The organism is Amycolatopsis sp. FBCC-B4732 (genome assembly GCF_023008405.1).
GTDB lineage: Bacteria > Actinomycetota > Actinomycetes > Mycobacteriales > Pseudonocardiaceae > Amycolatopsis > Amycolatopsis pretoriensis_A.
This window is the reverse complement of record NZ_CP095376.1, coordinates 3,196,435-3,222,442: the sequence shown is the minus strand read 5'-3', so window position 1 is coordinate 3,222,442 and position 26,008 is coordinate 3,196,435. Positions and strand designations below refer to the sequence as shown.

At 71.7% G+C, this 26,008-nt stretch carries 25 protein-coding genes; 13 read left to right on the top strand and 12 right to left on the bottom strand.

Translation table 11 applies throughout. From position 1 onward, the window contains the following. Position 1: 1 nt before the first annotated feature. The gene (locus MUY14_RS13885) at positions 2 to 856 is read right to left on the bottom strand and encodes an NAD-dependent epimerase/dehydratase family protein (protein ID WP_247023405.1); all 855 of its coding nucleotides are present in this window, start codon (positions 854 to 856) and stop codon (positions 2 to 4) included. 102 nt (positions 857 to 958) lie between these two features. Here MUY14_RS13885 and MUY14_RS13880 point away from each other — a divergent pair, with 102 nt between their 5' ends. Next, positions 959 to 1,717, top strand: a complete 759-nt coding sequence (locus MUY14_RS13880; protein ID WP_247023404.1) for a CoA ester lyase — start codon at positions 959 to 961, stop codon at positions 1,715 to 1,717. Between the two features lie 38 nt (positions 1,718 to 1,755). On the opposite strand, the gene MUY14_RS13875 is transcribed toward MUY14_RS13880, so the two are convergent. Both MUY14_RS13875 and MUY14_RS13870 read right to left on the bottom strand, forming a co-directional pair. After that, positions 1,756 to 2,931 (bottom strand): CaiB/BaiF CoA-transferase family protein, encoded by a 1,176-nt coding sequence (locus tag MUY14_RS13875; protein ID WP_247023403.1) that lies wholly within the window; start codon positions 2,929 to 2,931, stop codon positions 1,756 to 1,758. 22 nt (positions 2,932 to 2,953) lie between these two features. Further along, positions 2,954 to 3,934 (bottom strand): hypothetical protein, encoded by a 981-nt coding sequence (locus MUY14_RS13870; protein WP_247023402.1) that lies wholly within the window; start codon positions 3,932 to 3,934, stop codon positions 2,954 to 2,956. Positions 3,935 to 4,152: 218 nt separating this feature from the next. Between MUY14_RS13870 and MUY14_RS13865 the strand changes: the two genes are divergently transcribed. Genes MUY14_RS13865 through MUY14_RS13850 form a run of 4 tightly spaced genes read left to right on the top strand, consistent with a single transcriptional unit; the run spans position 4,153 to position 7,708 of the window. Continuing rightward, complete coding sequence (locus tag MUY14_RS13865; RefSeq protein ID WP_247023401.1) at positions 4,153 to 5,475, top strand: M20/M25/M40 family metallo-hydrolase; 1,323 nt, start codon at positions 4,153 to 4,155, stop codon at positions 5,473 to 5,475. After that, complete coding sequence (locus tag MUY14_RS13860; protein WP_247023400.1) at positions 5,475 to 6,368, top strand: alpha/beta fold hydrolase; 894 nt, start codon at positions 5,475 to 5,477, stop codon at positions 6,366 to 6,368. Before MUY14_RS13865 ends, MUY14_RS13860 begins: the two co-directional genes overlap by 1 nt. Before the next feature lie 31 nt (positions 6,369 to 6,399). Beyond that, on the top strand, positions 6,400 to 6,999 hold the full coding sequence (locus MUY14_RS13855; protein WP_247023399.1) for a helix-turn-helix domain-containing protein: 600 nt from the start codon (positions 6,400 to 6,402) through the stop codon (positions 6,997 to 6,999). Beyond that, positions 6,989 to 7,708 carry an SRPBCC domain-containing protein gene (locus tag MUY14_RS13850; protein WP_247023398.1) on the top strand — a complete coding sequence of 240 codons (720 nt, stop codon included), beginning with the start codon at positions 6,989 to 6,991 and terminating at the stop codon, positions 7,706 to 7,708. The genes MUY14_RS13855 and MUY14_RS13850 overlap by 11 nt, the downstream gene beginning before the upstream one ends. Here MUY14_RS13850 and MUY14_RS13845 read toward each other — a convergent pair. From MUY14_RS13845 to MUY14_RS13835, 3 genes are all read right to left on the bottom strand, one after another. Next, positions 7,705 to 7,929, bottom strand: coding sequence for a DUF5703 family protein (locus MUY14_RS13845; protein WP_247023397.1), 225 nt, complete (start codon positions 7,927 to 7,929; stop codon positions 7,705 to 7,707). The two genes, MUY14_RS13850 and MUY14_RS13845, sit on opposite strands and share 4 nt — an antisense overlap. Continuing rightward, complete coding sequence (locus MUY14_RS13840) at positions 7,926 to 8,939, bottom strand: YncE family protein (RefSeq protein WP_247023396.1); 1,014 nt, start codon at positions 8,937 to 8,939, stop codon at positions 7,926 to 7,928. Before MUY14_RS13840 ends, MUY14_RS13845 begins: the two co-directional genes overlap by 4 nt. 91 nt (positions 8,940 to 9,030) lie before the next feature. Beyond that, positions 9,031 to 9,999, bottom strand: a complete 969-nt coding sequence (locus MUY14_RS13835; RefSeq protein WP_247023395.1) for an aldo/keto reductase — start codon at positions 9,997 to 9,999, stop codon at positions 9,031 to 9,033. Positions 10,000 to 10,086: 87 nt separating this feature from the next. On the opposite strand from MUY14_RS13835, the gene MUY14_RS13830 reads away from it, so the two are divergent. The 4 genes from MUY14_RS13830 (at position 10,087) to MUY14_RS13815 (ending at position 14,887) form a co-directional block, all read left to right on the top strand. Then, positions 10,087 to 11,124, top strand: a complete 1,038-nt coding sequence (locus MUY14_RS13830; RefSeq protein WP_247023394.1) for an LLM class F420-dependent oxidoreductase — start codon at positions 10,087 to 10,089, stop codon at positions 11,122 to 11,124. A 1-nt stretch (position 11,125) separates the two neighbouring features. Then, positions 11,126 to 11,968, top strand: coding sequence for an undecaprenyl-diphosphate phosphatase (locus MUY14_RS13825; RefSeq protein WP_247023393.1), 843 nt, complete (start codon positions 11,126 to 11,128; stop codon positions 11,966 to 11,968). A 51-nt stretch (positions 11,969 to 12,019) separates the two neighbouring features. Then, the gene (locus MUY14_RS13820; RefSeq protein ID WP_247023392.1) at positions 12,020 to 12,739 is read left to right on the top strand and encodes a histidine phosphatase family protein; all 720 of its coding nucleotides are present in this window, start codon (positions 12,020 to 12,022) and stop codon (positions 12,737 to 12,739) included. Positions 12,740 to 12,832: 93 nt separating this feature from the next. Next, positions 12,833 to 14,887 carry a M3 family metallopeptidase gene (locus MUY14_RS13815; RefSeq protein ID WP_247023391.1) on the top strand — a complete coding sequence of 685 codons (2,055 nt, stop codon included), beginning with the start codon at positions 12,833 to 12,835 and terminating at the stop codon, positions 14,885 to 14,887. A 104-nt stretch (positions 14,888 to 14,991) separates the two neighbouring features. On the opposite strand, the gene MUY14_RS13810 is transcribed toward MUY14_RS13815, so the two are convergent. The 4 genes from MUY14_RS13810 to MUY14_RS13795 form a co-directional block, all read right to left on the bottom strand. Beyond that, the gene (locus MUY14_RS13810) at positions 14,992 to 15,672 is read right to left on the bottom strand and encodes an SGNH/GDSL hydrolase family protein (RefSeq protein WP_247023390.1); all 681 of its coding nucleotides are present in this window, start codon (positions 15,670 to 15,672) and stop codon (positions 14,992 to 14,994) included. 69 nt (positions 15,673 to 15,741) lie between these two features. After that, the gene (locus MUY14_RS13805; RefSeq protein WP_247023389.1) at positions 15,742 to 16,338 is read right to left on the bottom strand and encodes a ClpP family protease; all 597 of its coding nucleotides are present in this window, start codon (positions 16,336 to 16,338) and stop codon (positions 15,742 to 15,744) included. 123 nt (positions 16,339 to 16,461) lie between these two features. Beyond that, positions 16,462 to 17,442: a malate dehydrogenase gene (locus MUY14_RS13800; RefSeq protein ID WP_247023388.1), complete on the bottom strand. Its 981-nt coding sequence runs from the start codon at positions 17,440 to 17,442 to the stop codon at positions 16,462 to 16,464. 163 nt (positions 17,443 to 17,605) lie between these two features. Beyond that, positions 17,606 to 18,037, bottom strand: a complete 432-nt coding sequence (locus MUY14_RS13795; protein WP_247023387.1) for a MarR family winged helix-turn-helix transcriptional regulator — start codon at positions 18,035 to 18,037, stop codon at positions 17,606 to 17,608. A gap of 102 nt (positions 18,038 to 18,139) precedes the next feature. On the opposite strand from MUY14_RS13795, the gene MUY14_RS13790 reads away from it, so the two are divergent. The 4 genes from MUY14_RS13790 to MUY14_RS13775 all read left to right on the top strand — a co-directional run bounded on the left by MUY14_RS13790 (position 18,140) and on the right by MUY14_RS13775 (position 20,635). Continuing rightward, positions 18,140 to 18,541 (top strand): nuclear transport factor 2 family protein, encoded by a 402-nt coding sequence (locus tag MUY14_RS13790; protein ID WP_247023386.1) that lies wholly within the window; start codon positions 18,140 to 18,142, stop codon positions 18,539 to 18,541. After that, positions 18,541 to 18,906 (top strand): VOC family protein, encoded by a 366-nt coding sequence (locus MUY14_RS13785; protein WP_247023385.1) that lies wholly within the window; start codon positions 18,541 to 18,543, stop codon positions 18,904 to 18,906. Before MUY14_RS13790 ends, MUY14_RS13785 begins: the two co-directional genes overlap by 1 nt. Positions 18,907 to 18,908: 2 nt before the next feature. Next, positions 18,909 to 19,763, top strand: coding sequence for a TIGR03560 family F420-dependent LLM class oxidoreductase (locus MUY14_RS13780; protein ID WP_247023384.1), 855 nt, complete (start codon positions 18,909 to 18,911; stop codon positions 19,761 to 19,763). 269 nt (positions 19,764 to 20,032) lie between these two features. Beyond that, positions 20,033 to 20,635 (top strand): DUF4360 domain-containing protein, encoded by a 603-nt coding sequence (locus MUY14_RS13775; protein ID WP_396126850.1) that lies wholly within the window; start codon positions 20,033 to 20,035, stop codon positions 20,633 to 20,635. 75 nt (positions 20,636 to 20,710) lie between these two features. On the opposite strand, the gene MUY14_RS13770 is transcribed toward MUY14_RS13775, so the two are convergent. Continuing rightward, complete coding sequence (locus MUY14_RS13770) at positions 20,711 to 22,792, bottom strand: FUSC family protein (RefSeq protein WP_247023383.1); 2,082 nt, start codon at positions 22,790 to 22,792, stop codon at positions 20,711 to 20,713. Continuing rightward, a complete protein-coding gene (locus MUY14_RS13765; protein ID WP_247023382.1) occupies positions 22,789 to 25,911 on the bottom strand; it encodes a GH92 family glycosyl hydrolase in 3,123 nt (1,040 codons plus the stop codon). The genes MUY14_RS13770 and MUY14_RS13765 overlap by 4 nt, the downstream gene beginning before the upstream one ends. Between the last annotated feature and the right edge of the window lie 97 nt (positions 25,912 to 26,008).

Here is a 26,008-nt window from a genome sequence, read left to right as displayed (position 1 = left end):
CTTACCCCCGGAGTTCGGCCACCGCGTCCAGGTGCCGCGGTGCCCAGCCGAGTTCGCGCCTGGCCCGGGCCGCCGTCAGGCGCTGGTCCAGCGCGAACGCTTCGGCGATCGGCCCCATCCGGTCCGCTGCCTCCTCGGACGACAGCGAAGTGACACGGCCGGGACAGCCGGTGGCGTGGGTAAGGGCTTGGACGACGTCCCGTACCGGCACGTTCTGGCTCACTCCCGCGTACACCGCCTTCGCCGGCGCGTTCAGGGCGAGCACGTACAGCTCGGCGACATCCTCGACGTGCACGACGGCCCAGTGGTTGGCGCCGTCGCCGATCATCGGGACCGAACCCGCCGCGCGACCGGGCTCGGCGAAGAACGTCTCGACGAGCCCGCCGCCGAGGCCGTAGACCAGGCCGGGCATCACGAGCACCGGATGGCCGCCGCGCGAGAGGACCCGGTCCTCGTTCGCGCGGCGCCACGCTGTGATCGCGGGCGGGGACTGGGGCGCGTCCTCGTCGACCACGCCGTCGGTGTTCCCGTAGACCCAGACGCCGCCGGTGTGCACGTACGGCCCGCGGTCGCCGAGGCCGTCCTGCAGCGCGTCGGCGGCCGCGCGGTCGACTTCGGCGGTGTCGGCGCCGTAGTGCTGGCCGAGGTGGATGACGCCGTCGGCCGAAGCCGCGGCCTCGCGCAGGACGCCGGTGTCCGTCAGCCCGCCCGTGACCGGTCGCGCACCCAGCCCGGTGAGCGTCCGCGCCGCGGCTTCGCTGCGGGCCAGCGCGCTCACCTCGTGCCCGTCCCGCACGAGTGCCCGGACGGTCGCGCGGCCGACGTACCCGGAGCCGCCGGTGAGGAAGACCTTCATTGCCAACCCTTCGTGGTCGTGGTGGTTCGCCCTCCACTCTCGGCCGGACCCCGCCGCCGCGTCCAAGACCCTTCCCGTCGCCTTTGATACCTTCGGGGCACCATGACCGCGACGACGTTCCTGTTCGTGCCCGGCGACCGGCCCGACCGCTTCGCCAAGGCAGTGGCGAGCGGCGCCGACGTCGTGATCGCAGACCTCGAAGACGCCGTGGCCCCGGCGGACAAGGACACCGCCCGCGCGGCGGTCGGCGAGTGGCTGGCGGGCGGCGGCACGGCGATGGTCCGGATCAACGCCCCGGGCACGCCGTGGTTCGAGGCCGACGCCGCGCTCGTGGCGGCGCGCGGGGTGCCGGTCATGGTGCCGAAGGCGGAGACGCCGGGTGTGCTCGCCGGGTTCCGCGAGGTCGTGGCTCTGGTCGAAACCGCGCGGGGCGTCGAAGGCGCCGGTGAACTGGCGGCCGTGCCGTCGGTGTCACGGCTGGCGTTCGGCAGCGTCGACCTGGCGGCGGAACTCGGCGTCGACCCGGACGACCCGGAGCCGTTCGCCTACGCGCGTTCGCGGCTGGTGATCGCCTCCGCGGCGGCGGGTCTGGCCCCGCCGGTGGACGGCGTGACGACGGACCTGAGCGACGACGAACGGCTGTCCGCCGATGTCCGCAACGCGCGGCGGCTGGGGTTCGGCGGGAAGCTGTGCGTCCACCCGCGGCAGATTGCTTTGGTCCGGGCGGGTTTCGAGCCCACGGAAGCGGAACGCGCCTGGGCACGACGTGTCGTCACGGCGGGCGATTCGGTGTCCACTGTGGACGGGAAGATGGTGGACAAGCCGGTGCTCGCCCGCGCCCGGCGGATCCTGGGGGAGTGAGGCCGGCCGGACCCGCGGTACCACAAGATCCCGATGCGCTACACGGCTCCCTGACGCCGCAACGCCTCCGCGTCGAAGCCGAACTCCGTCAGCACCGCGTCGGTGTGCTCGCCCACGTCCGGTACGGCGTCCATCCGCGGCGACCGGCCCGGGACGGTGATCGGCGGCAGCGTCGCCCGGATCGGCCCGGCCGGCGTCGCCACGTCGGCGAAGCGGTCGCGTGCCGTCAGCTGCGGGTGGCTCAGGACATCGGGCAGCTCGCGGCGACGCGCGTGCGCGATCCGGCCCGCCTTCAGCCGGGACTCCAGCTCCGTGCCGCTCAACCCGGCGAAGATCACCTCGATTTCGCGTTCGAGCCGGGCCCGGTCGGCGACGCGGGCGCTGCCGGTCGCGAACCGCTCGTCCGTCACCCACTCCGGCCGCTCGACCGCGTGCTCGCAGAACGCCGCCCACTCGCGGTCGTTCTGCACCGCCAGCACCAGCTCGGTGCCGTCCCCCGCGGCGAAGGTGCCGTACGGCGCGATCGCGGGGTGGCTCGTGCCCGTCCGCGGGGGTGGCGTTCCGCCGTAACCCGCGTAGTACAACGGAAATCCCATCCACTCGACGAGCGAGTCGAACAGGCTGACCTCCAGCTCCGTGCCCTGCCCGGTGCGCTCCCGGCCGTAGAGCGCGGACAGGATGCCGGAGAACGCGTACATCCCGGCGCCGATGTCGGCGGCCGGGATGCCGCTCTTCGCCGGCTCCGCCTCGGACCCGGTCACCGAAACCAGGCCGGCCTCGGACTGGATGAGCAGGTCGTACGCCTTCGCGTCGCGGTAGGGCCCGCTCGAGCCGTACCCCGACACCGAGCACGTGATCAGCCGCGGCCGGGACGCGCGGATGTCCGCCGCGCCCAAGCCGAGCCGCTCGGCGACGCCGGGCGCGAAGTTCTGCACGAAGACGTCGGCCCGGTCCAGCAGCGCGGCCATCACCCCACCCGCGGCCTCGCTCTTCAGGTCGAGCGTGATGCTCTCCTTCGACCGGTTGAGCCAGACGAAGTGGCTGGACAGGCCGTGCACGGTTTCGTCGTACGCGCGGGCGAAGTCGCCGCTGCCCGGCCGTTCGATCTTGAGCACGCGGGCGCCGAGGTCGGCCAGGTGCCGGGTGGCCAGTGGCGCGGCGACCGCCTGTTCGCAGGACACGACCGTGACGCCGTCGAGGGGCAACGAAGACATGGCCGCATCCTGCCACCGGACCTCAGCCGGCGCGGGCGATGGCGATGTTCCCGGCCAGCCGCGCGCCGGCCTCGTAGATCATGTACTCGCGGCCCTGGTAAGTGCCGAAGCTCGGCGCCGCGCAGCGCCCGTTGTCCGGGGCGCCGGCCAGCGGGGCGTGGAACACCCCGAGGTGGTCGCGCTTCGAGAAATCGGTCCCGACCTCGGTGATCATCAGCTTCCCGCCGTGCGCGATGTCGGTGTTGTAGACGACGTACGTGCTCCCGTTGCGCTCCAGCAGGTGCGGGCCGCCGATGTCGGACGCGCCGACGTCGGTGTGGCGCACCAGTGGCGTCGGGGAGAACGTCCACGTCCGCGCGTCGGCCGACCAGCCCCAGCCGATGTCGCGGTGGTTGGTCGTGTTGTTGAGCATGAAGACCATGACGTACCGCGCGTTCTTCGCGGGCAGGTCGTGGCGGAACACGCGGGCGTACGAGGTCTCGGTCGTGCCCGCGGGCTGCAGCCGCGTCGAAAGGACTTCCTTCTCGTAGGTGAAGTGGATGCCGTCGGCCGAACTGGCCAGCCGGGTCACCGTGTTCTCGCCGTGGAAGTACAGGTAGAGCCGGTTGACGTCGTCGTTCCACAGCGCGTGCGGGGAGGAGACGTGGCTGACCGAGTACTCGCCGGGCCAGGAGTTCTTGATGATCGGGTTGCCCGCGTACTCGGTGAACTCCTCGTCGAGGGAATCCGCGTACGCCAGGCAGATCCCGCCGGGCGCGTCGTGCGGCGCGTAGTAGAGGTAGTACGCGCCGAGCGCGCCCGGGATGCGGCCCTTGGTGCCACGGACGCAGGGGAAGATCAGCTCGCCGGTCGGGTTGTAGCGCAGCTTGCTCTTCACGAGGGCGAGGCGCTGGTAGCGGTAGTCCGGGAACCCGGCGGGCGCGGCGGTGGCGGCACCGGGCAGGAGTGCGGCCGCGCCGAGCGCGGCGGTCCCGGCCAGCAGGCCGCGGCGGGTGAGGGTCATGGCCGCTCCTTCGTCGTCGAAGTGTGCCGTGACGGTGGCACGCGGCGGCCGCGAGGACAAGGGAGTAATACGTATTACCGTCTCGCGGGCAGAGATGCGGGCGTTTCGGGCAAGCCAGCGGCGCGGGCTCCGGCTCCAGCACGTGGAGACATCTCGCCGGACCTGTGACCTCGGCGCGCAGCCAGCGCGCCCGGTCGGCCGGGTGATAGGAATGGCCGGTGACCGAACCGAACACCATCGAAGCCGCCGCGGCCGAAGCCGTCACGCTGACCAGCGAACTCATCCGCATCGACACCACCAACACGGGGGACCCCGACACGCTGGTCGGCGAGCGGACGGCGGCCGAGTACGTCGCGGAGAAGCTCACCGACGCCGGCTACGAGATCACCTACGTGGAATCGGGCGGGAAGAACCGGCACAACGTGTTCGTCCGGCTCGAAGGCGCCGACCCGAGCCGGGGCGCGTTGCTGATCCACGGGCACCTCGACGCGGTCCCCGCGGACCCGTCGGAGTGGTCGGTCCACCCCTTCTCCGGCGCGATCCAGGACGACTACGTCTGGGGCCGCGGCGCGGTCGACATGAAGGACATGTGCGGGATGGCGCTCGCGCTGGCCCGGCACTACAAGATGAACGGCGTTGTGCCGCCGCGCGACCTCGTGTTCGCGTTCCTCGCCGACGAAGAAGCCGGCGGCAAGTACGGCGCCCAGTGGCTGGTCGAGAACCGGCCCGAGCTGTTCGAAGGCGTCACCGAGGCGATCAGCGAGGTCGGCGGCTTCTCGATCACGCTCAAGGACGACGTCCGCGCCTACCTGATCGAGACCGCGGAGAAGGGCATCCGCTGGATGAAGCTGCGCGTGCGCGGCACCGCCGGGCACGGCTCGATGATCCACCGCGACAACGCCGTCACCAAGCTCGCCGAGGCCGTCGCGAAGCTCGGCAACCACCGCTTCCCGCTCGTGCTCACCGACTCGGTGAAGGAGTTCCTCGCCGGCGTCACCGAGATCACCGGCTGGGACTTCCCGGAGGACGACCTCGAAGGTTCGGTCGCCAAGCTGGGCAACATCTCGCGGATGATCGGCGCGACCCTGCGCGACACCGCCAACCCGACCATGCTCACCGCCGGGTACAAGTCGAACGTCATCCCGTCGGTCGCCGAAGCCGCGGTCGACTGCCGGATCCTGCCGGGCCGGCTCGAGGCGTTCGACCGGGAGCTCGACGAGCTGCTCGGCCCGGACATCGAGAAGGAGTGGATGGAGCTCCCGCCGGTCGAGACGACGTTCGACGGCGCGCTCGTCGACGCGATGACCGCCGCGGTGCTGGCCGAGGACCCGGGTGCGAAGACGCTGCCGTACATGCTCTCCGGCGGCACCGACGCCAAGTCGTTCCAGCAGCTCGGCATCCGCAACTTCGGCTTCGCGCCGCTGAAGCTGCCCGCGGACCTCGACTTCTCGGCGCTCTTCCACGGCGTCGACGAGCGGGTCCCGGTCGAGGCGCTGAAATTCGGCACCCGCGTGCTGGACCGGTTCCTGCGCACGTCCTGATGACCGGCTTCGCGCTCGCCGACGGTACGCCCCTGCAGGTCATCCGCAGGGGCGACCCGGCCGCGCCGGTGACCGCGGTGTTCGTCCACGGCTACGCGCTCGACCAGCGCAGCTGGGGCCGGATCGCGCCGCTCGTCCCGGACGCGGCCGAGGGGCCGGTGGCCGTGCTGACCTACGACCAGCGCGGCCACGGCGGTTCGGGGCGGGCGCGGCGCGGCACCGCGACCATGGCGCAGCTGGGCGACGACCTCGCCGAGCTGCTCGAGCGCGAAGTGCCCGGCGGCCGGGTGGTGCTCGTCGGGCACGACATGGGCGGCCTGGCGATCATGTCGCTGTCGCAGCGGCACCCGGCGCTGTTCGCCGCCCGCGTGTCCGGCCTGGTGCTGCTGGCGACGTCGTCGGGGACGCTGGCCACCGAGGTGTCGGCGGCCTGGCCCAGCGCGCTGGGGAAACTGGCGCGCGACCTCGAAGCGGTGCTCGGTTCGAAGCTGTTCGGGGTCGTGCGCGAGCGCACCAGCCGGGCGGTCAGCGCGGGCCTGCGCTGGTGGCTCTTCGGCGACGACCCGGACCCGGAGCTGGTCGAGCTGACCGTGAAGATGATCCGCGGCAACTGGCCGCACACCGTCTCGCTCTTCCGCCCGGCCCTCGACGCCTACGCGCGCGACGCGGCGCTGGCGCAGGTCGGCGGCGTGCCGGTGACGGCGATCGTGGGGGAGCGGGACCGGATCGTGCGGGCGTCCGACGTCGAGCAGTGGGCCGGCGGGCTCGACGACGGGACCGCCGTGGTGCTGCCGGGCGTCGGGCACGTCGTCCCCTTGGAAGCGGCGGCGCAGGTGCTGCCGCGGGTGGTCGCCCTCGTCAACGCCGTCCACCGACAAGACGAGATTTCTTGACAACTTCTCTGTTCGGCACGAAGCTGGGCGCATGTTCTCCGTGGCGGTGATCGAAGACCCGGCCGCGGCCGAGGTGTCGCTGGACCCGATCCGCGCGCGGCTGCTGGCCGAGCTGGCCGAACCCGCGTCCGCGACGATGCTCGCCGCGCGCGTGGACCTGCCGCGCCAGAAGGTCAACTACCACCTGCGGGCGCTGGAGTCGCACGGCCTGGTGGAGCTGGTCGAGGAGCGGCGCAAGGGCAACGTCACCGAGCGGATGATGCGGGCGACGGCGGCGTCGTACGTCATCTCGCCGGCCGCGCTCGCCGCGGTGCAGCCCGACCCCGCGCAGTCACCCGACCGGCTCTCGGCCCGGTGGCTGCTCGCCGTGGCGGGGCGCCTGGTGCGCGACGTCGGCCTGCTCATCACCGGCGCGGCCAAGGCGAAGCAACGGGTCGCGACCTTCGCGCTCGACGGCGAGGTGCGCTTCGCCTCGCCCGCCGACCGGGCCGCGTTCGCCGAAGAGCTGACCACGGCGATCACCACGCTGGTGGGGAAGTACCACGACGAAGCGGCCGAGAAGGGCCGCGGTTACCGGGTGGTCGTCGCCGTCCACCCGAGCATCCCGGAGGAGACCGCCAGTGGGGCGTGAGTTCGAGCTGACCGACGTCGCCGAGGTCGACGCGACGCCCGAGCAGGTGTGGGACGCGATCGCCACCGGCCCGGGCATCGACTCGTGGTTCATGGGCCGCAACGAGGTCGAGGGCGGCACCGGCGGCGTGGTCCGCGGCGCGTTCGGCGGGTACCGGCCCGAGTACCGGATCCGCGAATGGGAACCGCTGGAGAAGCTCGTCTACGGCAGCGACCCGGCGCCGGACGGGCGGAAGATCGCCTACGAGTTCCTGGTCGAGGGCCGCGCCGGCGGGAGTTCGGTCATCCGCTGCGTCACCAGCGGCTTCCTGCCGGGTGACGACTGGGAGGACGAGTTCGAGGCGATGACTGCGGGCGGCGCGCTCTTCTTCCGCACGCTGGTCGAGTACGTGACGCACTTCGCCGGCCGCACGGCGGTCCCGGTGACGGCGTTCGGCCCGCCGGTGGGGGACTGGGCCGAGGCGTGGACCCGGCTCGGCCGGGCGCTGGGGCTGTCCGCACGACCCGCGGTGGGCGACCGGGTCTCCCTCGGCGTCGTCTACGCGGCCAACGACCAGACGGTCGGGATCCGGACCCCGGACGCGATGCTCCGCTTCATGAAGGGCTTCCACGGCCCGATGGTCGCGGCGCACCACGTCTTCACCCCGGGCGCGGACGCCGAGGTGGAGGAGAAGACCTGGAGCGAGTGGCTGAGCCGGGTGTTCGGCTAGGTCGGGAGCCCGCCCGGCAAGCTTTCCTTGGTCTTCTTCCGGCGCAACCAGACCCTGCGCGTCCCGTCGGCGTAGAGCCGCACGGTGCGCAGTTCCCAGCCCGCGAACTCCGCGTGGATGGAGAGCTGGATCGCCGCCGCGCGCCGGGACACGCCCGGGGGGAGATGCAGGCGGCGGTACTCCCAATCCCCTTCGACCACCGCCTCGCTGACCGTCGTCATGGCTGGATCACCTGGGTCCCTTCTCCGGCGGCCGAGCCGACGAGCACGCGGCCGCTGCTCTCGTCCACCCCGACCGAGTCCGGCTGGCGCACGGTGGGGAACCGGTACTTCTCCACGGGTTCGCCGCCGCGGACGTCGAACCCGGCCACTTCGTTGCGTTCGGTCAGCGTCACCCAGGCCAGGCTCCGCTTCGCGTCGTAGGCGATCCCGTACGCGCCGCCCGGCACCGGGTAGCGCTGCCGCAGGATCAGCGGGCGCGCCGAGAACGCCAGCAGGGCCCCCGCCCGCACGTCCGTCACCAGCACCCGCCCGTAGGAGTCCGCCACGGCGTTCGCGGCACCGTCGCCCGCCCGCAGGCCCTCGTCGACCTTGCCCGCCGCGACGTCGACCGAGAACACCGCCGTCCGCAGCCGGTCCAGCACCACCACGCCATCGCCGGTGTCGACCACGTCGTCGGCGCTGTAGAGCTGCCCGCCGATCGTCCGCGCCGGGCCGCTCGCGGGGAGCACCCGGATGTCCTTGCCGTCGCCCATCGCGACCAGCCGGTCCGCGCCGAACGCGATGCTCGACGCCGGCTTCCCGCCGGTCTTCGTCTCGGTCAGCTTCCGGTCGGGCAGGGTCAGCTGCTGCACCACACCCGCACCCGGCTCGGCGATCTCCACCCGGCCCGGCGTCACGGTCAGCTTCTCCGCCTTGCCGTATAACGGCATATTCACCGGGGCGGACGCGAGCGCGTTCAGGTCGTAGAGCCGCAGGGACGGCGGCTCCGAAAGCGCCACGACGAGGGTCGACGTCTTCGCGTCGACGGCCAAGGCGGAAACAGCGCCGCCGGGCAGCACCTGCCCGGCGGGCTTCACGCTCACCACGGGCGACACGGCCGGGCGCGCGGCCTGCGGGTTCGCCACGATCTGCAGCTCGTCACCGGTCGACTGCGCCGACGAACACCCCGAGAGCACCAGGGCACCGGCGAGCGGCAGCGCGATCCACGACACGGCGGTGAGCCGACCCACGCTGTGGCCTCCGGTTGTTCCTCGGCGGATGGTCTTCACCAGCATGCTCCTCGATCCCCTTGCCGTCACGTCCGTGTCACCCAACAGACACCTACCGCGGCCAGCGCTCGGGGTAGCCGGCTTCGATCGCGCTGACGTCGTCGAGCGCGGACCGGATGGCGGGCGGCAGGGTGATGGCTTCGGCGGTCAGCGAACCGGTGAGCTGACCGGTGTCCCGCGCGCCGACGACCGGGGCGACGACACCCGGCCGGTCGCGGACCCAGGCCAGCGCGACGGCCAGCGGCGAGGTGCCCAGCCCGTCGGCGGCGGTGGCGACCGCCTGCACGATCCGGGCGGCGCGGTCGGTGCGGTGGTGCTCGACGTAGCCGGCGTACGCGCTGTTCGCGCCGCGCGAGTCGGCGGGGGTGCCGGTGCGGTACTTGCCGGTCAGCACGCCGCGGCCGAGCGGCGCCCAGGGCAGCAGCCCGATGCCGTGGTGGTCGGCGGCGGGGACGACTTCGCGGTCGACGCCGCGTTCCAGCAGCGAGTACTCGACCTGGGTCGAAATGATCGGGGCGACCGCCGATGCGGTCGCGGCGGCCGTGGCCAGCTGCCAGCCCGCGTAGTTCGAGACGCCGACGTAGCGGACCTTTCCGCTGGTCACGGCGTATTCGAGGGCGGAGAGGGTCTCGGCGAGGGGCACGCAGCCGTCCCAGGCGTGCAGCTGCCACAGGTCGATGTGGTCGGTGCCGAGCCGCTTGAGCGAGCCGTCGAGCGCGGTGAGCAGGGCGCCGCGGGAGGCGCCGCCGCCGAACGGGCCGTCGGTGCGCTTGGCGACCGCCTTCGTCGCGATGACGACGTCTTCGCGGGGGACGAGGTCGCCGAGCAGGGAGCCGAGCACCCGCTCGCTTTCGCCTTCGCCGTAGATGTCGGCGGTGTCCACCAAGGTGCCGCCGGCGTCGACGAAGGCGACCAGCTGGCTGGCCGCTTCCTCCGCGTCGGTGTCGCCACCCCAGGTCATGGTGCCGAGCGCCATCCGCGAGACACGCAGTCCCGAGCGGCCGAGCAGTCGCTTTTCCACGACCGCCGAGCCTAGTGGGCGGGCCCCGGCGAACCTGACCAAGGTGAGTCGTGTCGCGGCGGAGGGCCCCCGTTAGGGTTCGGCCCCGTGCGACTCGGACTCAATCTCGGCTACTGGGGAGCGGGGAACGACCCCGCGAACCTGGCCCTGGCGAAACAGGCGGACGACCTCGGCTACGCCGTCGTGTGGGCGGCGGAGGCCTACGGCTCGGACGCGGTGACGGTGCTCACGTGGATCGCGGCGCAGACGTCCCGGATCGACGTCGGTGCCGCCGTGCTGCAGATCCCGGCGCGGACGCCGGCGATGACCGCGATGACGGCCGCGACGCTGGACACGCTCTCGGGCGGCCGGTTCCGGCTCGGCCTGGGGGTGTCCGGCCCGCAGGTGTCGGAGGGCTGGCACGGCGTGCGGTTCGATTCGCCGCTGGAGCGCACCCGGGAGTACACGGCGATCGTGCGGTCGGCGCTGCGGCGCGAGCGCCTGAAGTTCGAGGGCGAGCACTTCACGCTGCCGCTGCCGGACGGTCCGGGGAAGGCGCTGCGGCTGACCGTCCGCCCGGCGCGCAAGCACCTTCCGCTCTACCTGGCCGCGATCGGCCCGAAGAACCTGGAGCTGACCGGCGAGCTCGCCGACGGCTGGCTGCCGGTGTTCTTCTCGCCGGCGCACGCGGGGGAGCAGCTGGACCGGATCCGGGCCGGCGCCGAGCGGGCCGGGCGCACGCTGGAGGGCTTCGACGTCGTTCCGACGGTGCCGCTGGTGCCGGGCGAGGATTGGCGGCTGTGCGCGGACGCCGTGCGCGGGTACGCGGCCCTCTACCTGGGTGGGATGGGGAGCAAGGAGAAGAACTTCTACAACCGGCTGGCTTGCCGGATGGGCTTCGCGGCCGAAGCCGCGGAGGTGCAGGACAAGTACCTGGACGGCGACCGGGCGGGGGCGATGGCGGCGGTGCCGCTGGAGTTCCTCGACGCGACGTCGCTGCTGGGACCGAAGGAACGGATCGCGGAGAAGATGACCCAATACGCCGAAGCCGGCGTGACGACCCTGTCGGTGTCGCCGTTCACCCCGGAGCCGGCCGCTGCGCTGCGCACCGCCGCCGAAGCGCTCGAGCTGGCGGGGGTGGCGTGACGTGGGCTGGTTCGAAGCACTTGTGCTGGGCCTGGTCCAGGGCCTGACCGAGTTCCTGCCGATCTCGTCGAGCGCGCACCTGCGCATCGTCGCGGCACTGGCCGGCTGGGACGACCCGGGCGCGGCGTTCACGGCGGTCACCCAGATCGGCACCGAGCTGGCGGTGATCATCTACTTCGGCCCGAAGATCGGGAAGATCCTGCGGGCCTGGTTCTTCTCGCTGACCAAGCCGGAGTGGCGCCGCGACCCGGACGCCCGCCTGGGCTGGCTGATCATCGTCGGCTCGCTGCCGATCGTGGTGCTGGGCCTGCTGCTGCAGGACCAGATCGACAGCGCGTTCCGCGACCTGCGGATCACGGCGAGCGTGCTGATCGTGTTCGGCCTGATCCTGCTGCTCGCCGACCGGATCGGGAAGCAGGAGCGCACGCTCGACCACCTGACGGTCCCGCACGGCCTGGGCTTCGGCTTCGCCCAGGCGCTCGCGCTGATCCCGGGCGTGTCCCGCTCGGGCGGCACGACGAGCGCGGGCCTGCTGCTGGGCTACACCCGCGCGGAGGCGGCGGAGTACTCGTTCCTGCTGGCGCTGCCGGCGGTATTCGGGTCGGGCGTGTACAAGCTGAAGGACATCGGCTCGGGCGAGGTACCGGCCCAGTGGGGCCCGACGATCCTGGCGACGCTGGTGGCGTTCGGTGTGGGGTACATCGTGATCGCGTGGCTGATGGCCTACATCAAGAAGCGCAGCTTCGTGCCGTTCGTGGTGTACCGGCTGGCGCTGGGCGTGCTGCTGTTCGTGCTGATCTTCACCGGCGCGCTGGACCCGAACGCGGGCCCGGTCGGCCACTGAGCGGCGCCCGCGTGGGGGCCGGGTGATCGGCCCCCACGTAGGGTGGGTCCCGTGAGTACGGTGATCCTCCTCCGGCACGGCAAGTCGACGGCCAACGGTTCCGGCATCCTCGCCGGGCGCTCCCCGAAGGTGAACCTCGACGACACCGGCCGAGCCCAGGCGGAGAAGCTAGTCGAACGGCTCGACGGGGTGCCGCTTTCCGCGCTCGTCGTCTCGCCGATGCTGCGGTGCAAGCAGACCGTCGGCCCGCTGGCCGCCGCCCGGAGCCTCGGGAAGACCATCGAGCCCGGGCTGTCCGAAGTGGACTACGGCGACTGGACCGGCAAGGAGCTCAAGCACCTGGCGAAGGAACCGCTCTGGCGGGTCGTGCAGGCGCACGCTTCGGCCGCGGTCTTCCCCGGTGGCGAGGGCCTCGCGCAGATGCAGGCGCGCTCGGTCGCCGCCGTGCGGGCGCACGACCGGCGGATCACCGCCGAGCACGGTGACCACGCCGTGTGGCTCCTGTGCAGCCACGGGGACGTGATCAAGTCCATCCTCGCCGACGCGCTCGGGCAGCACCTCGACGCCTTCCAGCGGATCGTCGTCGACCCGGCGTCCATCTCGGTCGTGCGCTACACCGAGACGCGGCCGTTCGTCATGCGGGTCAACGACCACGGGGGCGATCTGCGCGGCATCGTGCCGCCGGAACCGAAGCCGGAACGCAAGCCGAAACGGGGCAAAAAGGCCGCGTCGAGCAGCGACGCCGTCGTCGGTGGTACCACCGGGCCGTGAGCTTGGCCACCTCCGGAAAGCGCTGACATCGGCGACGGCGGAACACGTAGGGTGGCGGGACCGAGTGCCCCACCCGACCAGGAGCCTGCGCCGATGATTTCGCCGGACAACCCGTTCGCCGCACCCAGCGAGCTGCCCTACGCCCTGCCGCCCTTCGACCGGATCGCCGACGAGCACTACCGGCCCGCGTTCGAGGCCGGGCTGGCGGAGCACGCCGCGGAGATCGAGCAGATCGCGGCGCAGGACGCCGAGCCGACGTTCGACAACACCGTCGTCGCCCTCGAGCGCGCGGGCGAGCTGCTGAGCCGCGTGGCGAGCGTGTTCTACAACCTGTCCGGCTCCAACAGCACCGACGAGATCCAGGCCATCCAGGCGGAGTTCGCACCGAAGCTGGCGGCCCACCACGACGCGATCCACCTGAACCCGAAGCTGTTCGCCCGCATCGACGTCCTGCACGCGAAGCGGGACGAGCTCGGCCTGGACGGGGAGTCGCGACGGCTGCTCGAACGACGGCACCTGGACTTCAGCCGCGCCGGCGCCGGGCTCGGCGAGGCCGAGCAGGCCCGGCTGCGGGAGCTGAACGCGCAGCTGTCCACGCTGCAGACGAAGTTCCAGCAGAACCTGCTGAAGGACACCAACGAGCTCGCCGTCGTCATCGGGGACCGGGCGGAGCTGGCCGGGTTCGGCGAGGGCGCGATCGCCACCGCGGCCGAGGCGGCGGCCGCCCGCGGTGAGGACGGCAAGTACGTCATCCCGCTGACCCTGCCGACGAGCCAGGCCTCGCCGCTGGAAACGCTGCGCGACCGCGACGTCCGCGAGCGGATCCACGCCGCGTCGATGGCGCGGGGCAACAGCGGCAACGACTTCGACAACAACGGCGTCGTCGCCGAGATCGTCCGCCTCCGCGCCGAGCGCGCCGCGTTGCTGGGCTACCCGAACCATGCGGCGTACGTCATCGCCGACGAGACGGCCAAGACGGCGGAAGCCGCGGCCGGGCTCCTCGAGCGGCTGGCGCCCGCCGCGGTCGCGAACGCCCGCGCCGAAGCCGCGGAGCTGCAGCAGCTGCTGGAAGCCGACGTGCCGGGCGCGAAGCTGCGCCCGTCGGACTGGCCCTTCTACGCCGCCCAGGTCCGCCGTGAGCGCTTCGACGTCGACACCGAGGCCCTGCGGCCCTACTTCGAGGCCGACCGCGTCTACCTCGACGGTGTCTTCTTCGCCGCGAGCAAGCTCTACGGCCTGACCATCACCGAGCGGCACGACCTCCCGAAGTACCACCCGGAGGTCCGGACCTTCGAGGTCTTCGACGCCGACGGCACCGCGCTCGGCCTGTACCTGCTCGACCTCTACGCCCGCGACGCCAAGCGCGGCGGCGCCTGGATGAACACCTTCGTCGACCAGTCGCAGCTGCTGGACCGCAAGACGGTCGTGGTGAACGTCCTCAACGTCGGCAAGCCGCCGGCGGGGGAGCCGACCCTGCTGACCTTCGACGAGGTCGTCACGGCGTTCCACGAGTTCGGCCACGCCCTGCACGCGCTGGTTTCGTCGGTCCGCTACCCGACGTTCTCCGGTACCAACGTCCCGCGCGACTTCGTCGAATACCCGTCGCAGGTCAACGAGATGTGGATGCTGTGGCCGGAGGTGCTGGCCAACTACGCCAAGCACCACGAGACGGGCGAAGCCCTGCCGCAGGAGCAGGTCGACAAGCTCCTCGCCGCCCAGCAGTACGGCGAAGGCTTCGCCACCACCGAGTACCTCGCGGCGTCGCTGCTCGACCAGGCCTGGCACGGCCTCGGCGTCGACGACCGGGTGGGAGAGGTGCAGCGGTTCGAGACCGACGCGCTGGTGAAGGCCGGCGTGGCCGTCGAGGCGATCCCGCCGCGCTACCGCACGACCTACTTCGCGCACATCTTCAGCGGCGGCTACAGCGCCGGGTACTACTCCTACATCTGGAGCGAAGTCCTCGACGCCGACACCGTCCAGTGGTTCCGGGAGAGCGGGGGACTGACCCGCGAGAACGGCGACCACTTCCGCCGCACCCTGCTGGGCCGGGGAGGCAGCATCGACCCGATGGACGCCTTCCGGGCGTTCCGCGGCCGCGACCCGGAGATCGAGCCACTGCTCGCCCGCCGCGGTCTCGGCGGAGTCTGACTCTTCAACTGTATAACGTCCTATACTGCGGGGCTGGTTTTTCGAAAAACCAGCCCCGCAGTGCTTTTCCTACATCCCAAAAGAGCAACGACGAGGGAGGTTGCCTAGGCCACCAGGTCGAGCCAGGCTTGCGCTAGTGCGCCGTGGCCGGCCGGTGTCGGGTGTACACCGTCCTCGGACCAGTGTTCGGCCCCGGCCGCCGCGCTGAGTTCGGCGAACATGCGGTCGGCGGCCAGCAGGGCGGCGCCGTACTCGTGGGCCAGTTCCCGCACGGCCCGGATCTTGGGGTCGAGGCCGGCCCGCCACGCCTGGCGGACGTCGTCGCCGATGATCACCTCTTCGGCTTCGCCCGCGCGGTGGATCCCGGCTTCGACGTCGCCGTGGACCGGGATGAGGAACGGTTCGATGAGGATCAGCTGCGTGCCGGTGGCGGCGAGGGGTGCGAGCAGGCGGTCGTAGCCCGCCGCGAACTCGTCCGCGGAGACCTCGGGTACGTGCGGGTGGAAGGTGTGGCGTCCGTTGTCGTTGACGCCGACGAGGATCGAGACCAGGTCGGGGCGGGCGTCGAGGACGTCGGTGCGCCAGCGGGCTTCGAGGTCGGGCACGGTGTTGCCGGCGTGGGCGGTGTTACGCCAGGTGATGGGGCGGCTGGGGTGGCGGAAGCACCATTCGCCGGCGGCCAGTGCGGGGTAGGCGCAGCGGTCTTCGCCTTCGGGGCGCCAGAGGTCGGTGATGGAGTCGCCGGTGAAGAGCACGGTGCTGTGGGGCTTCAAGGTGATCGTCATGCGGTCGAGCGTGGCGGGGGTGGCTGGCGGGGAACGCACAGCGGGCTGGCATTCCCCGCCGTCCCGCTGTCAGGCGGTCGCGGTGCGCTCGTGGGTGACGATGTGGTCGACGAAGCCGTAGGTGAGGGCTTCGTCGGCGTCGAACCAGCGGTCGCGGTCGGCGTCGGCGGTGATGCGTTCGACGGTCTGCCCGGTCTGGGCGGCGGTGATCTGGGCGATGCGGTGTTTCATCTTGCCGAAGACGGCGGCCTGGATGGCGATGTCGGTGGCGGCGCCGCCGATGCCGGCGGAGGGCTGGTGCATGACGATGCGGGTGTTGGGCAGGAGGTAGCGCTTGCCGGGGGTGCCGGAGGAGAGCAGGAACTGGCCCATGGAGGCGACGAAGCCGAGGCCCCAGGTGGAGACGTCGGGTTTGACGAGCTGCATGGTGTCGTAGATGGCCATCCCGGCGGTGACGCTACCGCCGGGAGAGTTGATGTAGAAGGTGATGTCCTTGGCGGGGTCGTCGGCGGCGAGGAGGAGCAGCTGGGCGATGATCCGGTTGGCGACTTCGTCGTTGACTTCGGAGCCGAGGAAGACGATGCGGTCGCGCAGGAGCTGCTGGTAGACGGATTCGTCGGGGGCTTGGTTGGGGGTGTGCATGTCGGGTAGGGCGAGAAGGGTCATGGGCCGACGTTAGGGCCGGGGTTGCTCGTGGCGGGGTGGGTTTCGCTGTGGGCGTGCGGTGTTCGCGGGACGCGAAAGGGCCGCCGTCCGGTGTGGACGGCGGCCCTTGGGGTGTGCGTGGGCTCAGATGAGGCCGAGCTTCTTCACGGTGTCGCGTTCTTCGACGAGTTCGGCGACGGAGGCGTCGATGCGGGCGCGGGAGAAGTCGTCGATCTCGAGGCCCTGGACGATTTCGTACTTGCCGTTCTTGGCGGTGACCGGGAAGGAGGAGATGATGCCTTCGGCGACGCCGTAGGAGCCGTCGGAGACGACGCCGGCGGAGGTCCAGTCGCCGGCCGGGGTGCCGTTGACCCAGGTGTAGACGTGGTCGATGGCGGCGGAGGCGGCGGAAGCGGCGGAGGAGAGGCCGCGGGCTTCGATGATGGCGGCGCCGCGCTTGGCGACGGTGGGGATGAAGTCGCTTTCGAGCCAGGCCTGGTCGACCTCGACGCTCTTGCCGCCGACCTCGGCGTGCTGGACCGAGGGGTACTGGGTGGCGGAGTGGTTGCCCCAGATGGCGAGCTTCTTGAGCTCGGTGACGGGGACGCCGAGCTTCTTGGAGAGCTGGGCGAGGGCGCGGTTGTGGTCGAGGCGGGTCATCGCGGTGAAGCGGTCGGCGGGTACGTCGGGGGCGTGCGACTGGGCGATGAGGGCGTTGGTGTTGGCGGGGTTGCCGACGACGAGGACCTTGATGTCGTCGGCGGCGCCGGCGTTGATGGCTTCGCCCTGGGGCTTGAAGATGCCGCCGTTGGCTTCGAGGAGGTCGCCGCGCTCCATGCCCTTGCTGCGGGGGCGGGCGCCGACGAGGAGGGCGATGTTGGTGCCTTCGAAGGCCTGCTTGGGGTCGTCGAAGATGTCGATGCCGGACAGGAGGGGGAACGCGCCGTCGTCGAGCTCCATGGCGGTGCCCTCGGCCGCCTTGACCGCCTGCGGGATCTCGAGGAGCCGCAGCTTCACCGGGACGTCCTGGCCGAGGAGCTGACCGGAGGCGATGCGGAAGAGCAGCGCGTAGCCGATCTGGCCGGCGGCGCCGGTGACGGTCACGTTGACAGGGGCTTGGGTCATTGCGGTTCTCCAGCTTGAGACGACTTTGGCTAGTGCTGTGGAGCCTATCCCTCCTGGGCGTTGCGGGTCGGGTGCGTCCAGTCACTGTTGTGAGGATCGCTTTGGGGGTCCGGGTGGCGAAGCCCTCGGCCGGGGCGAGGCCCCGTTTGTCACAGTTCGCTTTTCAGTTGTCGGTGACGTTCGCCGCCAGGCGGTGGAGGAGGTCGGCGAGCTGGGTGATTTCGGCGTCGGACAGGCCTTTTCGCATGCGTTGGTCGTGGGCGATGGCGGCGGTGGCGAGGCGGTGGAAGAGCTGTTCGCCGTCTTCGGTGAGTTCGACGAGGTGGACGCGGCGGTTTTCGGGGTCGCGGCGGCGGGTGACGAGGCCGGTGGTTTCCATGGCGTTGAGGTGGTGGGTGAGGGTGGCGCCTTGGATGCCGACGGCGTCGGCGAGTTCGCGCTGGTTGGCGACGGTGCGGGTTTTGAGGGAGATGAGGATCTGCCAGACGGGTTGGGAGCCGCCGGCGGTGGCGAGGGCCTGGTCGAAGGCGCGGCCGGCGGTTTTGGCGGTGCGGGCGAGGACGACGCCGATGGGGGTGGTGGTGGGTTGGGGCACGGGGGGACCGTACCGCAGATGCATCGAACTCTAAGCGTTTGACATCGAACGATTAGATATCTAACGTTGTGCTCGTCAACCGGTAGCCGGAAGGGGAGCACGATGAGCACCGAAGAGCAGGTCCGCGAGTTCGGCCGGGTCTGGGCCGCGGCCGAGGAGCGGGGCGACACCGGAGTACTGGCCGGCCTGGTCGTCGACGGGTTCCGCCTCGTCGGCCCGCTGGGTTTCGTCCTGGACCGGGAGCAGTGGCTCGCGCGCTACGGCGGCGGGGACCTGGTGACCGAGAAGCTGACGTGGGACGAGGTCGAGGTCCGCGACTTCGGCACGACCGCCCTCGCGATCGGCGTGCACGACCAGGTCGCCCGGCACCGCGGGAACCCGGTGAACGGCCGGTTCCGCGCCACGCACATCCTGGTCCGCGACGACGACCGCTGGCGCCTGGCCGGCATGCACCTGAGCCCGATCGGCGGGCCGCCGCCGTTCGCCCCGGCCGGGGAGCGGTGATGGGCGTCGAACTGAACCACACGATCGTGTGCGCCACGGACCGGGAGAAGTCGGCGGGGTTCCTGGCCGGCGTGCTCGGCCTGGAGGTGGGCCCGGTGACCGGGCCGTTCGTGCCGATCCGGCTCGCGAACGGCGTCACGCTCGACTACCTGCGGGTGGACCGGGTGACCAGCCAGCACTACGCGTTCCTGGTGGACGAGGACGACTTCGACGCCGCGCTGGCGCGGATCGAGCGGGCCGGGATCACCTACTGGGCGGACCCGTTCCACGAGCGGGCCGGCGAAGTCAACGGCCTCGACGGCGGCCGCGGGGTCTACTTCGAAGACCCGGACGGCCACAACCTGGAACTGCTGACGAGGGGGTAGCCGTGCGGTTGAGCATCGGGGTCACGGACTTCTCGTGGCCGGAGGACCTGACCGGCGAGCTCGCGGCCGTCGCGGTGGCGGCCGAGGACGCCGGGCTGGACACGCTGTGGGTGGCCGACCACCTGCTGCAGGCCGACCCGAACAGCACGCCGGACTCGGCCATGCTGGAGGCGTACACGACGCTGGGGTTCCTCGCCGCCCGGACGCACCGGATCGGGCTGGGGACGATGGTCTCGGCGGTGACGTTCCGGCCGCCGGCGCTGCTGATCAAGGCGGTCACGACACTGGACGTCCTCTCCGGCGGCCGCGCCCGGTTCGGGATCGGCACCGGGCACCACGACGGCGAGGCGCGGGCGATGGGCCTGCCGTTCCCGCCGGTGGGCGAGCGGTTCGAGCGGCTGGAGGAGACGCTGCGGCTGGCGCTGCGGATGTGGGCCGGGGACGAGTCGCCGTTCGAGGGCACCCACCACCGCCTCGACCGTCCGGTCGGGAACCCCCGGCCGCTGCGGCGGCCGCGGGTGCTGATCGGCGGCGCGGGGGAACGCAAGACGCTGCGGCTGGTCGCGCGCTACGCCGACGCGTGCAACGTCTTCGACGTCCCCGACGGCGGCCGGACCGTGCGGCACAAGCTGGCCGTCCTCGCGCGCCACTGCGAGGAGGCCGGGCGGCCGTACGGGGAGATCGAGAAGACGATCAGCACCCGGCTCGCGCCCGGCGAGTCCGCGGCGTCGTTCGCCGCGCGGTGCGCGGAGTTCGCGGAGTGGGGGATCGGGCACGCGGTGGTGATCACGGCGGGACCGTGGTCGCCGGCGGCGGTCGGAACGCTGGGGGAGGCCGGGGTCCTGCTGGCGCGGTGAAACGATCAAGCCCGGACGTCACGCGGTGATCGGGTGCGGCGGGCGGCGGTCCGGGGGCGCGAAATCGTTTTCCGATAGTATTATTCGGTGTCGCCGAGAATGCGGTTCCGAAATTATCGGTATACCGCGTGGTGGGACGACTGTGGGGTGTTGCTCCGTTCAGTGGCGTTGGCGACCATGATCCTTTCGCTACCATGGTCGGCGCCCCCGTACCCAATTCGAATGTATTGGGAAGGATTCCGATGCTGTCTGCGGTCGTTGCTGCCGTAATGGCGCTGTCCTCAGTGGTCGCCCCGCATTCGTGGAACACTCCTCCGCCGCCCGACAAAATCGTCATCGACGTGGTGAACGCCATCGGCACGGGCTGCCCGACCGGCACGTCGGCGGTGGCGGTCTCGCAGGACAACACGGCGTTCACCGTGACGTACAGCGCCTACACGGCGTTGGTCGGGATCGGTGCCGGCCCGCTGGACGCGAGGAAGAACTGCCAGATCGGCCTGCGGGTGCACGTCCCGCAGGGTTTCACCTACGGAATCGCGCAGGCGGACTACCGCGGATTCGCCCACCTGGAACGGGGAGCGACCGGGCTGGAAAGAGCGAACTACTATTTCCAGGGAAATTCGCCGACGGCGTACGTGCAGCACCCGCTGACGGGTCCGTTCGAAGACGACTGGCATTTCACCGATTCGACGGAGGTCGGTGCGATCGTGTTCAAGCCGTGCGGCGAGGAACGCAATCTGAACATCAACACGGAATTGCGCGCGGCGGCCGGGACGTCGGATCCGAAGAAGACGACGAGCTACGTCACGATGGACTCGACCGACGGCAGCATCACCACGGTGTACCACTTCGCGTGGCTGGTCTGCCCCTGATCGGCTCCGGCTCCGGGTGAGGCGGAGAAGGTGAAGAGGGGCGGCGCGGCCAGGCAACCGCGCCGCCCCGGACCGCTATTTCGCCGGGGCCCGTGGGTCGGTGGCCTGCAGGCCGAAGACGCGGCCGAGGGAGACCAGCGCCTCGTCGAGGTGGCTGAGGCTGGAGAGGACGGCGCGGGTTTCGGCCTGCTCGATCCGGTCGGAGACCGGGGTGCCGTCGTCGCGCACGAGCGTGCCGGGTGTGGGGCCACCCGGCGCGTCGAGCGCTTTGCGCAGGACGTCGATGTTGGCCAGCAGCCGCCCGGTGAACTGGCGGAGCCGGTCGGTGTCGGCGCCGGCGAGCATCCCGGGCTGGGCGCGGGCGGCGACGTGGCGGGCCCGGAAGGCGATGGTCTCCAGGGTGGTCAGCACGTGCCAGCCGTAGTCGCGGCGGGCGCTGCGCAGGTTGACCGGGTGGGTCAGCGGCTCGATGGTGGTCCGGACCACCTCGACCGAGCGGTCGAGGTCGCGGGAGAGCTCGATGATGTTGACGTTCTCCTCCCCGGCGAGGAGTTCGCGGGCGTGCTCGAGGAACTCTTCGAGCTCGTCGAGCACCTCGGCGATGTCGTCGAGCATGACCGCGCGGGTGCGGACCGGGACGATGACGACGGCGGCGAGGATCCCCGCGGCCGCGCCGACGGCGGTTTCGGCGACGCGGATCCAGAGCACGGCGAGGCTGAACGTGCCCAGCAGGCTGTAGAGCAGGCCGAGCATGCTGGTGATGAAGAACGCCATCACCACCTGCGAGACGCGCGCGGTGTAGACCATGCCGAACACGCAGACCAGGATCAGCGCGAGGGTCGCCGGGGTGTTCCCGCCGACGAGCAGCGCGAGCAGGACGCCGCCGACGATGCCGATCAGGGTGCCGCCGAGGCGGCGGACGCCCTTGACGAAGGTGGCGCCGGCGCTGGAGGCGCCGATGAACACGACGAAGACGGTGAGCACGGCCCAGTACCAGCGCTGGTGGGAGACCAGTTCCCCGCCGAGCACGGCGAGCCCGCCGCCGACGACGGCCTGGATGGCGCTGCGGGTCCGGTTGTCGTAGGCGAACCGGGGTTCCGGCTCCTCCGCTTCGGCCTCGAGCGGGTCCACCGTGGCCTCGGGGACGGCGGCGCGCTGGGCCCGGTCGTCGGCCAGCGCCAGTTCGGCCAGTGCCTTGCGGACGCCGTCGCCCGGGGCGGCGTGCTCGTCGATGCGGCTGCCTTCGACGAGCATCCGGCTGTACTCGCCGGTCTGGCTGATCAGCGGGAGCTCGCGCGGGTCGCGTTCCATGAGGGCGCGGAAGCGGGCGAGCCGGGCGATGAGGTCGTCGCGGACTTCGGTGCCGAGTTCGTCGGAGCAGGTGCGCTGGACGGTGCTGGCCAGCCACTGCACGGCCAGTTCCACTTCGATGGCGCGGCGGCGGAGGCGGTCGGCGGCGCGGGCGTCGACGACGTCGGGGGCGGCGTCCTCGATGAGCAGGACGCACTCGTGGAGCCGGGCCAGCGAGGTCCGCAGCTGCTTGCGGGTCCGGTCGCTGCCGCCGACGGCCAGGTGTGCTTCGGTGGCGCGGACGACCGCGGCGAGCCGGGCGCGGAAGGCCCGGCGGACCCGCAGGAACTCGGCTTCGGCGTTGTGCCGCAGCAGGACGAACCGGACGACGGCGTTGGCGAGCACCCCCACGGCCAGCGCCAGCAGCAGCTGCGGCACCTGCTTGAGGTGGGCTTGCAGGAACATCGGGAAGAAGAACAGGAAGAACGCGATCGACCCGAGCGCGGTGCCGCGCGGGCCGAAGCGCTGGGCGTAGACGGCGACGAAGATCAGCAGGACGAACACGATGCTGTCCAGCGGCGGCAGCGCCGAGCCGAGGCTGGCGGTGGTGATCGACGCGGCGCCGGTCAGGAACGCCAGCGCGAGCGTCACGCCCTGGGCGCCCGGGGTGGCGTCGTTGACGGTGAACGCCGTCATCATCGCGGCGATGGCGCCGACGAGCATCACGGTGAGCGGCAGGTGCGCGGGCAGCAGCGCGCCCACGGCGAGCACGATGCCGAGCACCGCGGACCCGGCCAGCCGCAGCCGGACCAGGCCGGGGTCGGCCGCCGCGAGCCGGTCGAGGGCGGCGAGGCGGAACCGGTTCATCGGGCGAGCAGCTCCCATTGGGCGAGGGTGGTGCGGCGGCCGCGGGTGGCGGTGATCCGCAGCCGGTAGCGGGCGTGCGCGGCCGGGGCGGCGAGGGCGAAGGGCCGGGTCTGGCGCCGCCAGCGGAACAGCTCGCCTTCGCGCTCGTCCAACGTGGTCCAGTCGGTCCCGTCGGCGGAGCCTTCCAGCACCCACGCGCTGGGGTCGCCGGAGCGGGTGCCGGAGGTGAGCGTGTACATCGTGACCGGGCGGGGCTCGCCGGTGACGGCGAACTCGATCGACGGCGTCGCGCTGCGGAAGGTGACCTGGGTGCGGGTGGTGTCGTCGGCCAGCGCGCCGACGTTCTTGGCTTCGGCGCTGGTCACGGTGCCGGTGAGGTCGGTGACCGGGTCCGGTGGCTCGGCGGGTGGCGGCGGGGTGCCCCAGCCGGTGGGTTCGGTGGTGAGGTCGAAGACCAGTTCGGCGCCGCCGGCGAGGGTGGCGTGCGCGATCGAGGTGTCCTCGTGCGGCTCGCCGTTCACCATGAGCCCGCGGACGTAGACGGTCTCGTCGGTGTTGCCCGGCGCGTGGACGACGAGCTTCTTGCCGTCGCCCAGGTGGACGGTCGCCTTCTCGAACAACGGCGACCCGATCGCGTAGCGCGGGCTGCCGACGGCGAGGGGGTAGAAGCCGAGCGCGCTGAACAGGTACCACGCGGACATCTCGCCGTTGTCCTCGTCGCCGGGGTAGCCCTGGCCGATTTCACTGCCGAGGTAGAGCCGCCGCAGCACCTCCCGCACGAGGCGCTGGGTCTTCGCGGGCGCGCCGGCGAGGTTGTAGACGTAGGGGATGTGGTGGGAGGGCTGGTTGGAGTGCCCGTACTGGCCCATGCGGACGTCGCGGGCCTCGGTCATCTCGTGGATCAGGCCGCCGTACGCGCCGGGCCGCCGTCCGGTCTCCGGGGTGGCGAAGAACTCGTCCAGCTTGGCCTCGAGCCCGGCGTTGCCGCCGTGGAGGGCGGCCAGGCCGGGGCCGTCGTGGGGTGCGGTGAAGGCGGTGTTCCAGGCGTTGGTCTCGACGAAGTCGCCGCCCCACGCCGCCGGGTCGTAGCCGGCGAGCCCGAACTTGCGGCGCCCGTCGCGGTGGCGGCCCTGGAAGAACCCGATCTCCGGGTCGAAGTGGTGGACGTAGTGCTTCGCGCGCTCGCGGAAGTAGGCCGCGTAGTCGGCGTAACGGCGGGCCCGCTCGCCTTCGCTTTCCCGCGCGAGGGCGTCGGCGAGGTTGGCGAGGCCGAAGTCGTTGATGCAGCCTTCCAGCGCCCACGACAGTCCTTCGTGGACCGACACCGGCGTCCAGCCCAGGAAGATCGACTCCTCGAGGCCCTTGCGGCCGACCGCGCGGTGCGGCGGGGTGACGGTGGCGTTCTTCAGCCCGGCGTCGAAGGCGGCCTCTACGTCGAAGTCGCGCACGCCCTTGAGGTAGGCGTCGGCGAACGCGACGTCGGAGCTGGTCCCGGTCATCAGGTCGGCGTAGCCGGGTGAGGACCAGCGGGAGATCCAGCCGCCCTCGCGGTACTGCTGGACGAAGCCGTCGATCATCCGCCCGCACTGCTCCGGGGTGAACAGCGCGTACGCCGGCCAGGTGGTGCGGTAGGTGTCCCAGAAGCCGTTGTTGACGTACAGCTCGCCGTCGACGACCTTCGCGCCGGTGCGCCGCCGGGTGCTCGGCCACCGCCGCCGCACGACCGGGCTCGCGTGCCGGATCCCCTTCGGCGTGTTCTCGTGCGCGGCGTTCGGGTACAGGAACAGCCGGTACAGGTTCGAGTAGAGCGTGGTGGCCTGGTCGTCGGTCGCGCCTTCGACCTCGACGCGGCCGAGCTGCTCCTGCCACAGCTGCCTGGCCCGCGCCCGCACCTCCTCGAACGTCGTCCCGGCCGGGATCTCCAGTTCGAGGTTGCGCTTGGCCTGGGCGAGGCTGATCAGCGACGTCGCGATCCGCAGCGTGGCGTCGGGCCCGTCGAACTCGAAGTACCCCGACACGCGCCGCCACGGCGGGCGGCGGACCTTCGCGCCCCGCGTGGCCGGGGCGTCGGTGACGCCGTAGACGAACATCCGGCGCGCCCCGGCCGAGAGCCGGCTGCGGACCCGGGTGTACCCGCTGATCACGCCGGTGTCGGCGTTGAGCCGCAGGCGGCCGCGGTTGCGGACGTTGTCGAACAGCAGCCAGCCGTGCTTGTCCGGGAAGGTGAACCGCAGGATCGCCGCGTGCGAGGTCGGGGCGAGGTCGGCGGTCATCCCGTTGGCGAACCGGACGCCGTAGTGGTGCGGTGAGTCGGTCTCGTCGGCGTGGGAGAAGGCCAGCGCGCGCTTGCGGCGCTTCGGCTCGACCGGGCCGGTGCCGGGCATGACGTGGAAGGTGTGCCGGTCGCCCATCCACGGGCTCGGCTGGTGGCTCAGCGCGAGGGCCTGCAGCGCCGGCTGGTTCTCGGCGTTGTTGTGGCGGTGGTAGGAGTAGAGCCAGTTGGTGACCCCGGCGTCGGTGACCGGGGTCCAGAAGTTGAAGCCGTGCGGCACCGCGGTGGCCGGGAAGTTGTTGCCCCGGGAGAAGTCGCCGCTGGAGTGCGTGCCCCGCGTGGTGCGGACGAAGTCGACCGGATCCCGCGGCGGCCCGGGACGTTCGGCGACGCGGACGTCGTCGATCCACCCGGTGCTGTCGTCCGGTGTGTCGGTGCGCAGGACGATCCTTCGGATCCGGCGTCCGGCGAACGCGCCCAGCGGGCGGCGGACCGGGTTCCACTGGTCCACCCAGAGCGTCTTGTCGTCGACCGGCTCGAACCCGGCGCTCGTGCCGTCGGCGAATTCGACGTCGAGGCTGACCCGGGTGGCGTGGTAGGCGGGGACGTCCCCGTCGGCGGCCGGGAACACCACGTAGGACAGCTCGGTGCGCCCGGTGACGGGGACGTCGACCTCGAACAGCACCGCGCGCGCCGGTGAGCCGTAGCGGAGGGCGCGTGCCCCGGTGAAGCCGACGCCGGTCTTGGCCGTGGGGGAGCGGTCCGGCCCGGTGTCCACGACGAGGGCGGGATCCGCGGGCTGCGGATCACCCGTTTCGAAGGAGGAGAAGAACACGGCGTCGGACATGGGAACACCGTATCCGCCGAACGGCGCAGCCGCGGTCCCGACGCGGCCGGCCCCCGAACGCGGTGAAGGCCACCTTCAGGAACGTAGAGTTTCTGAA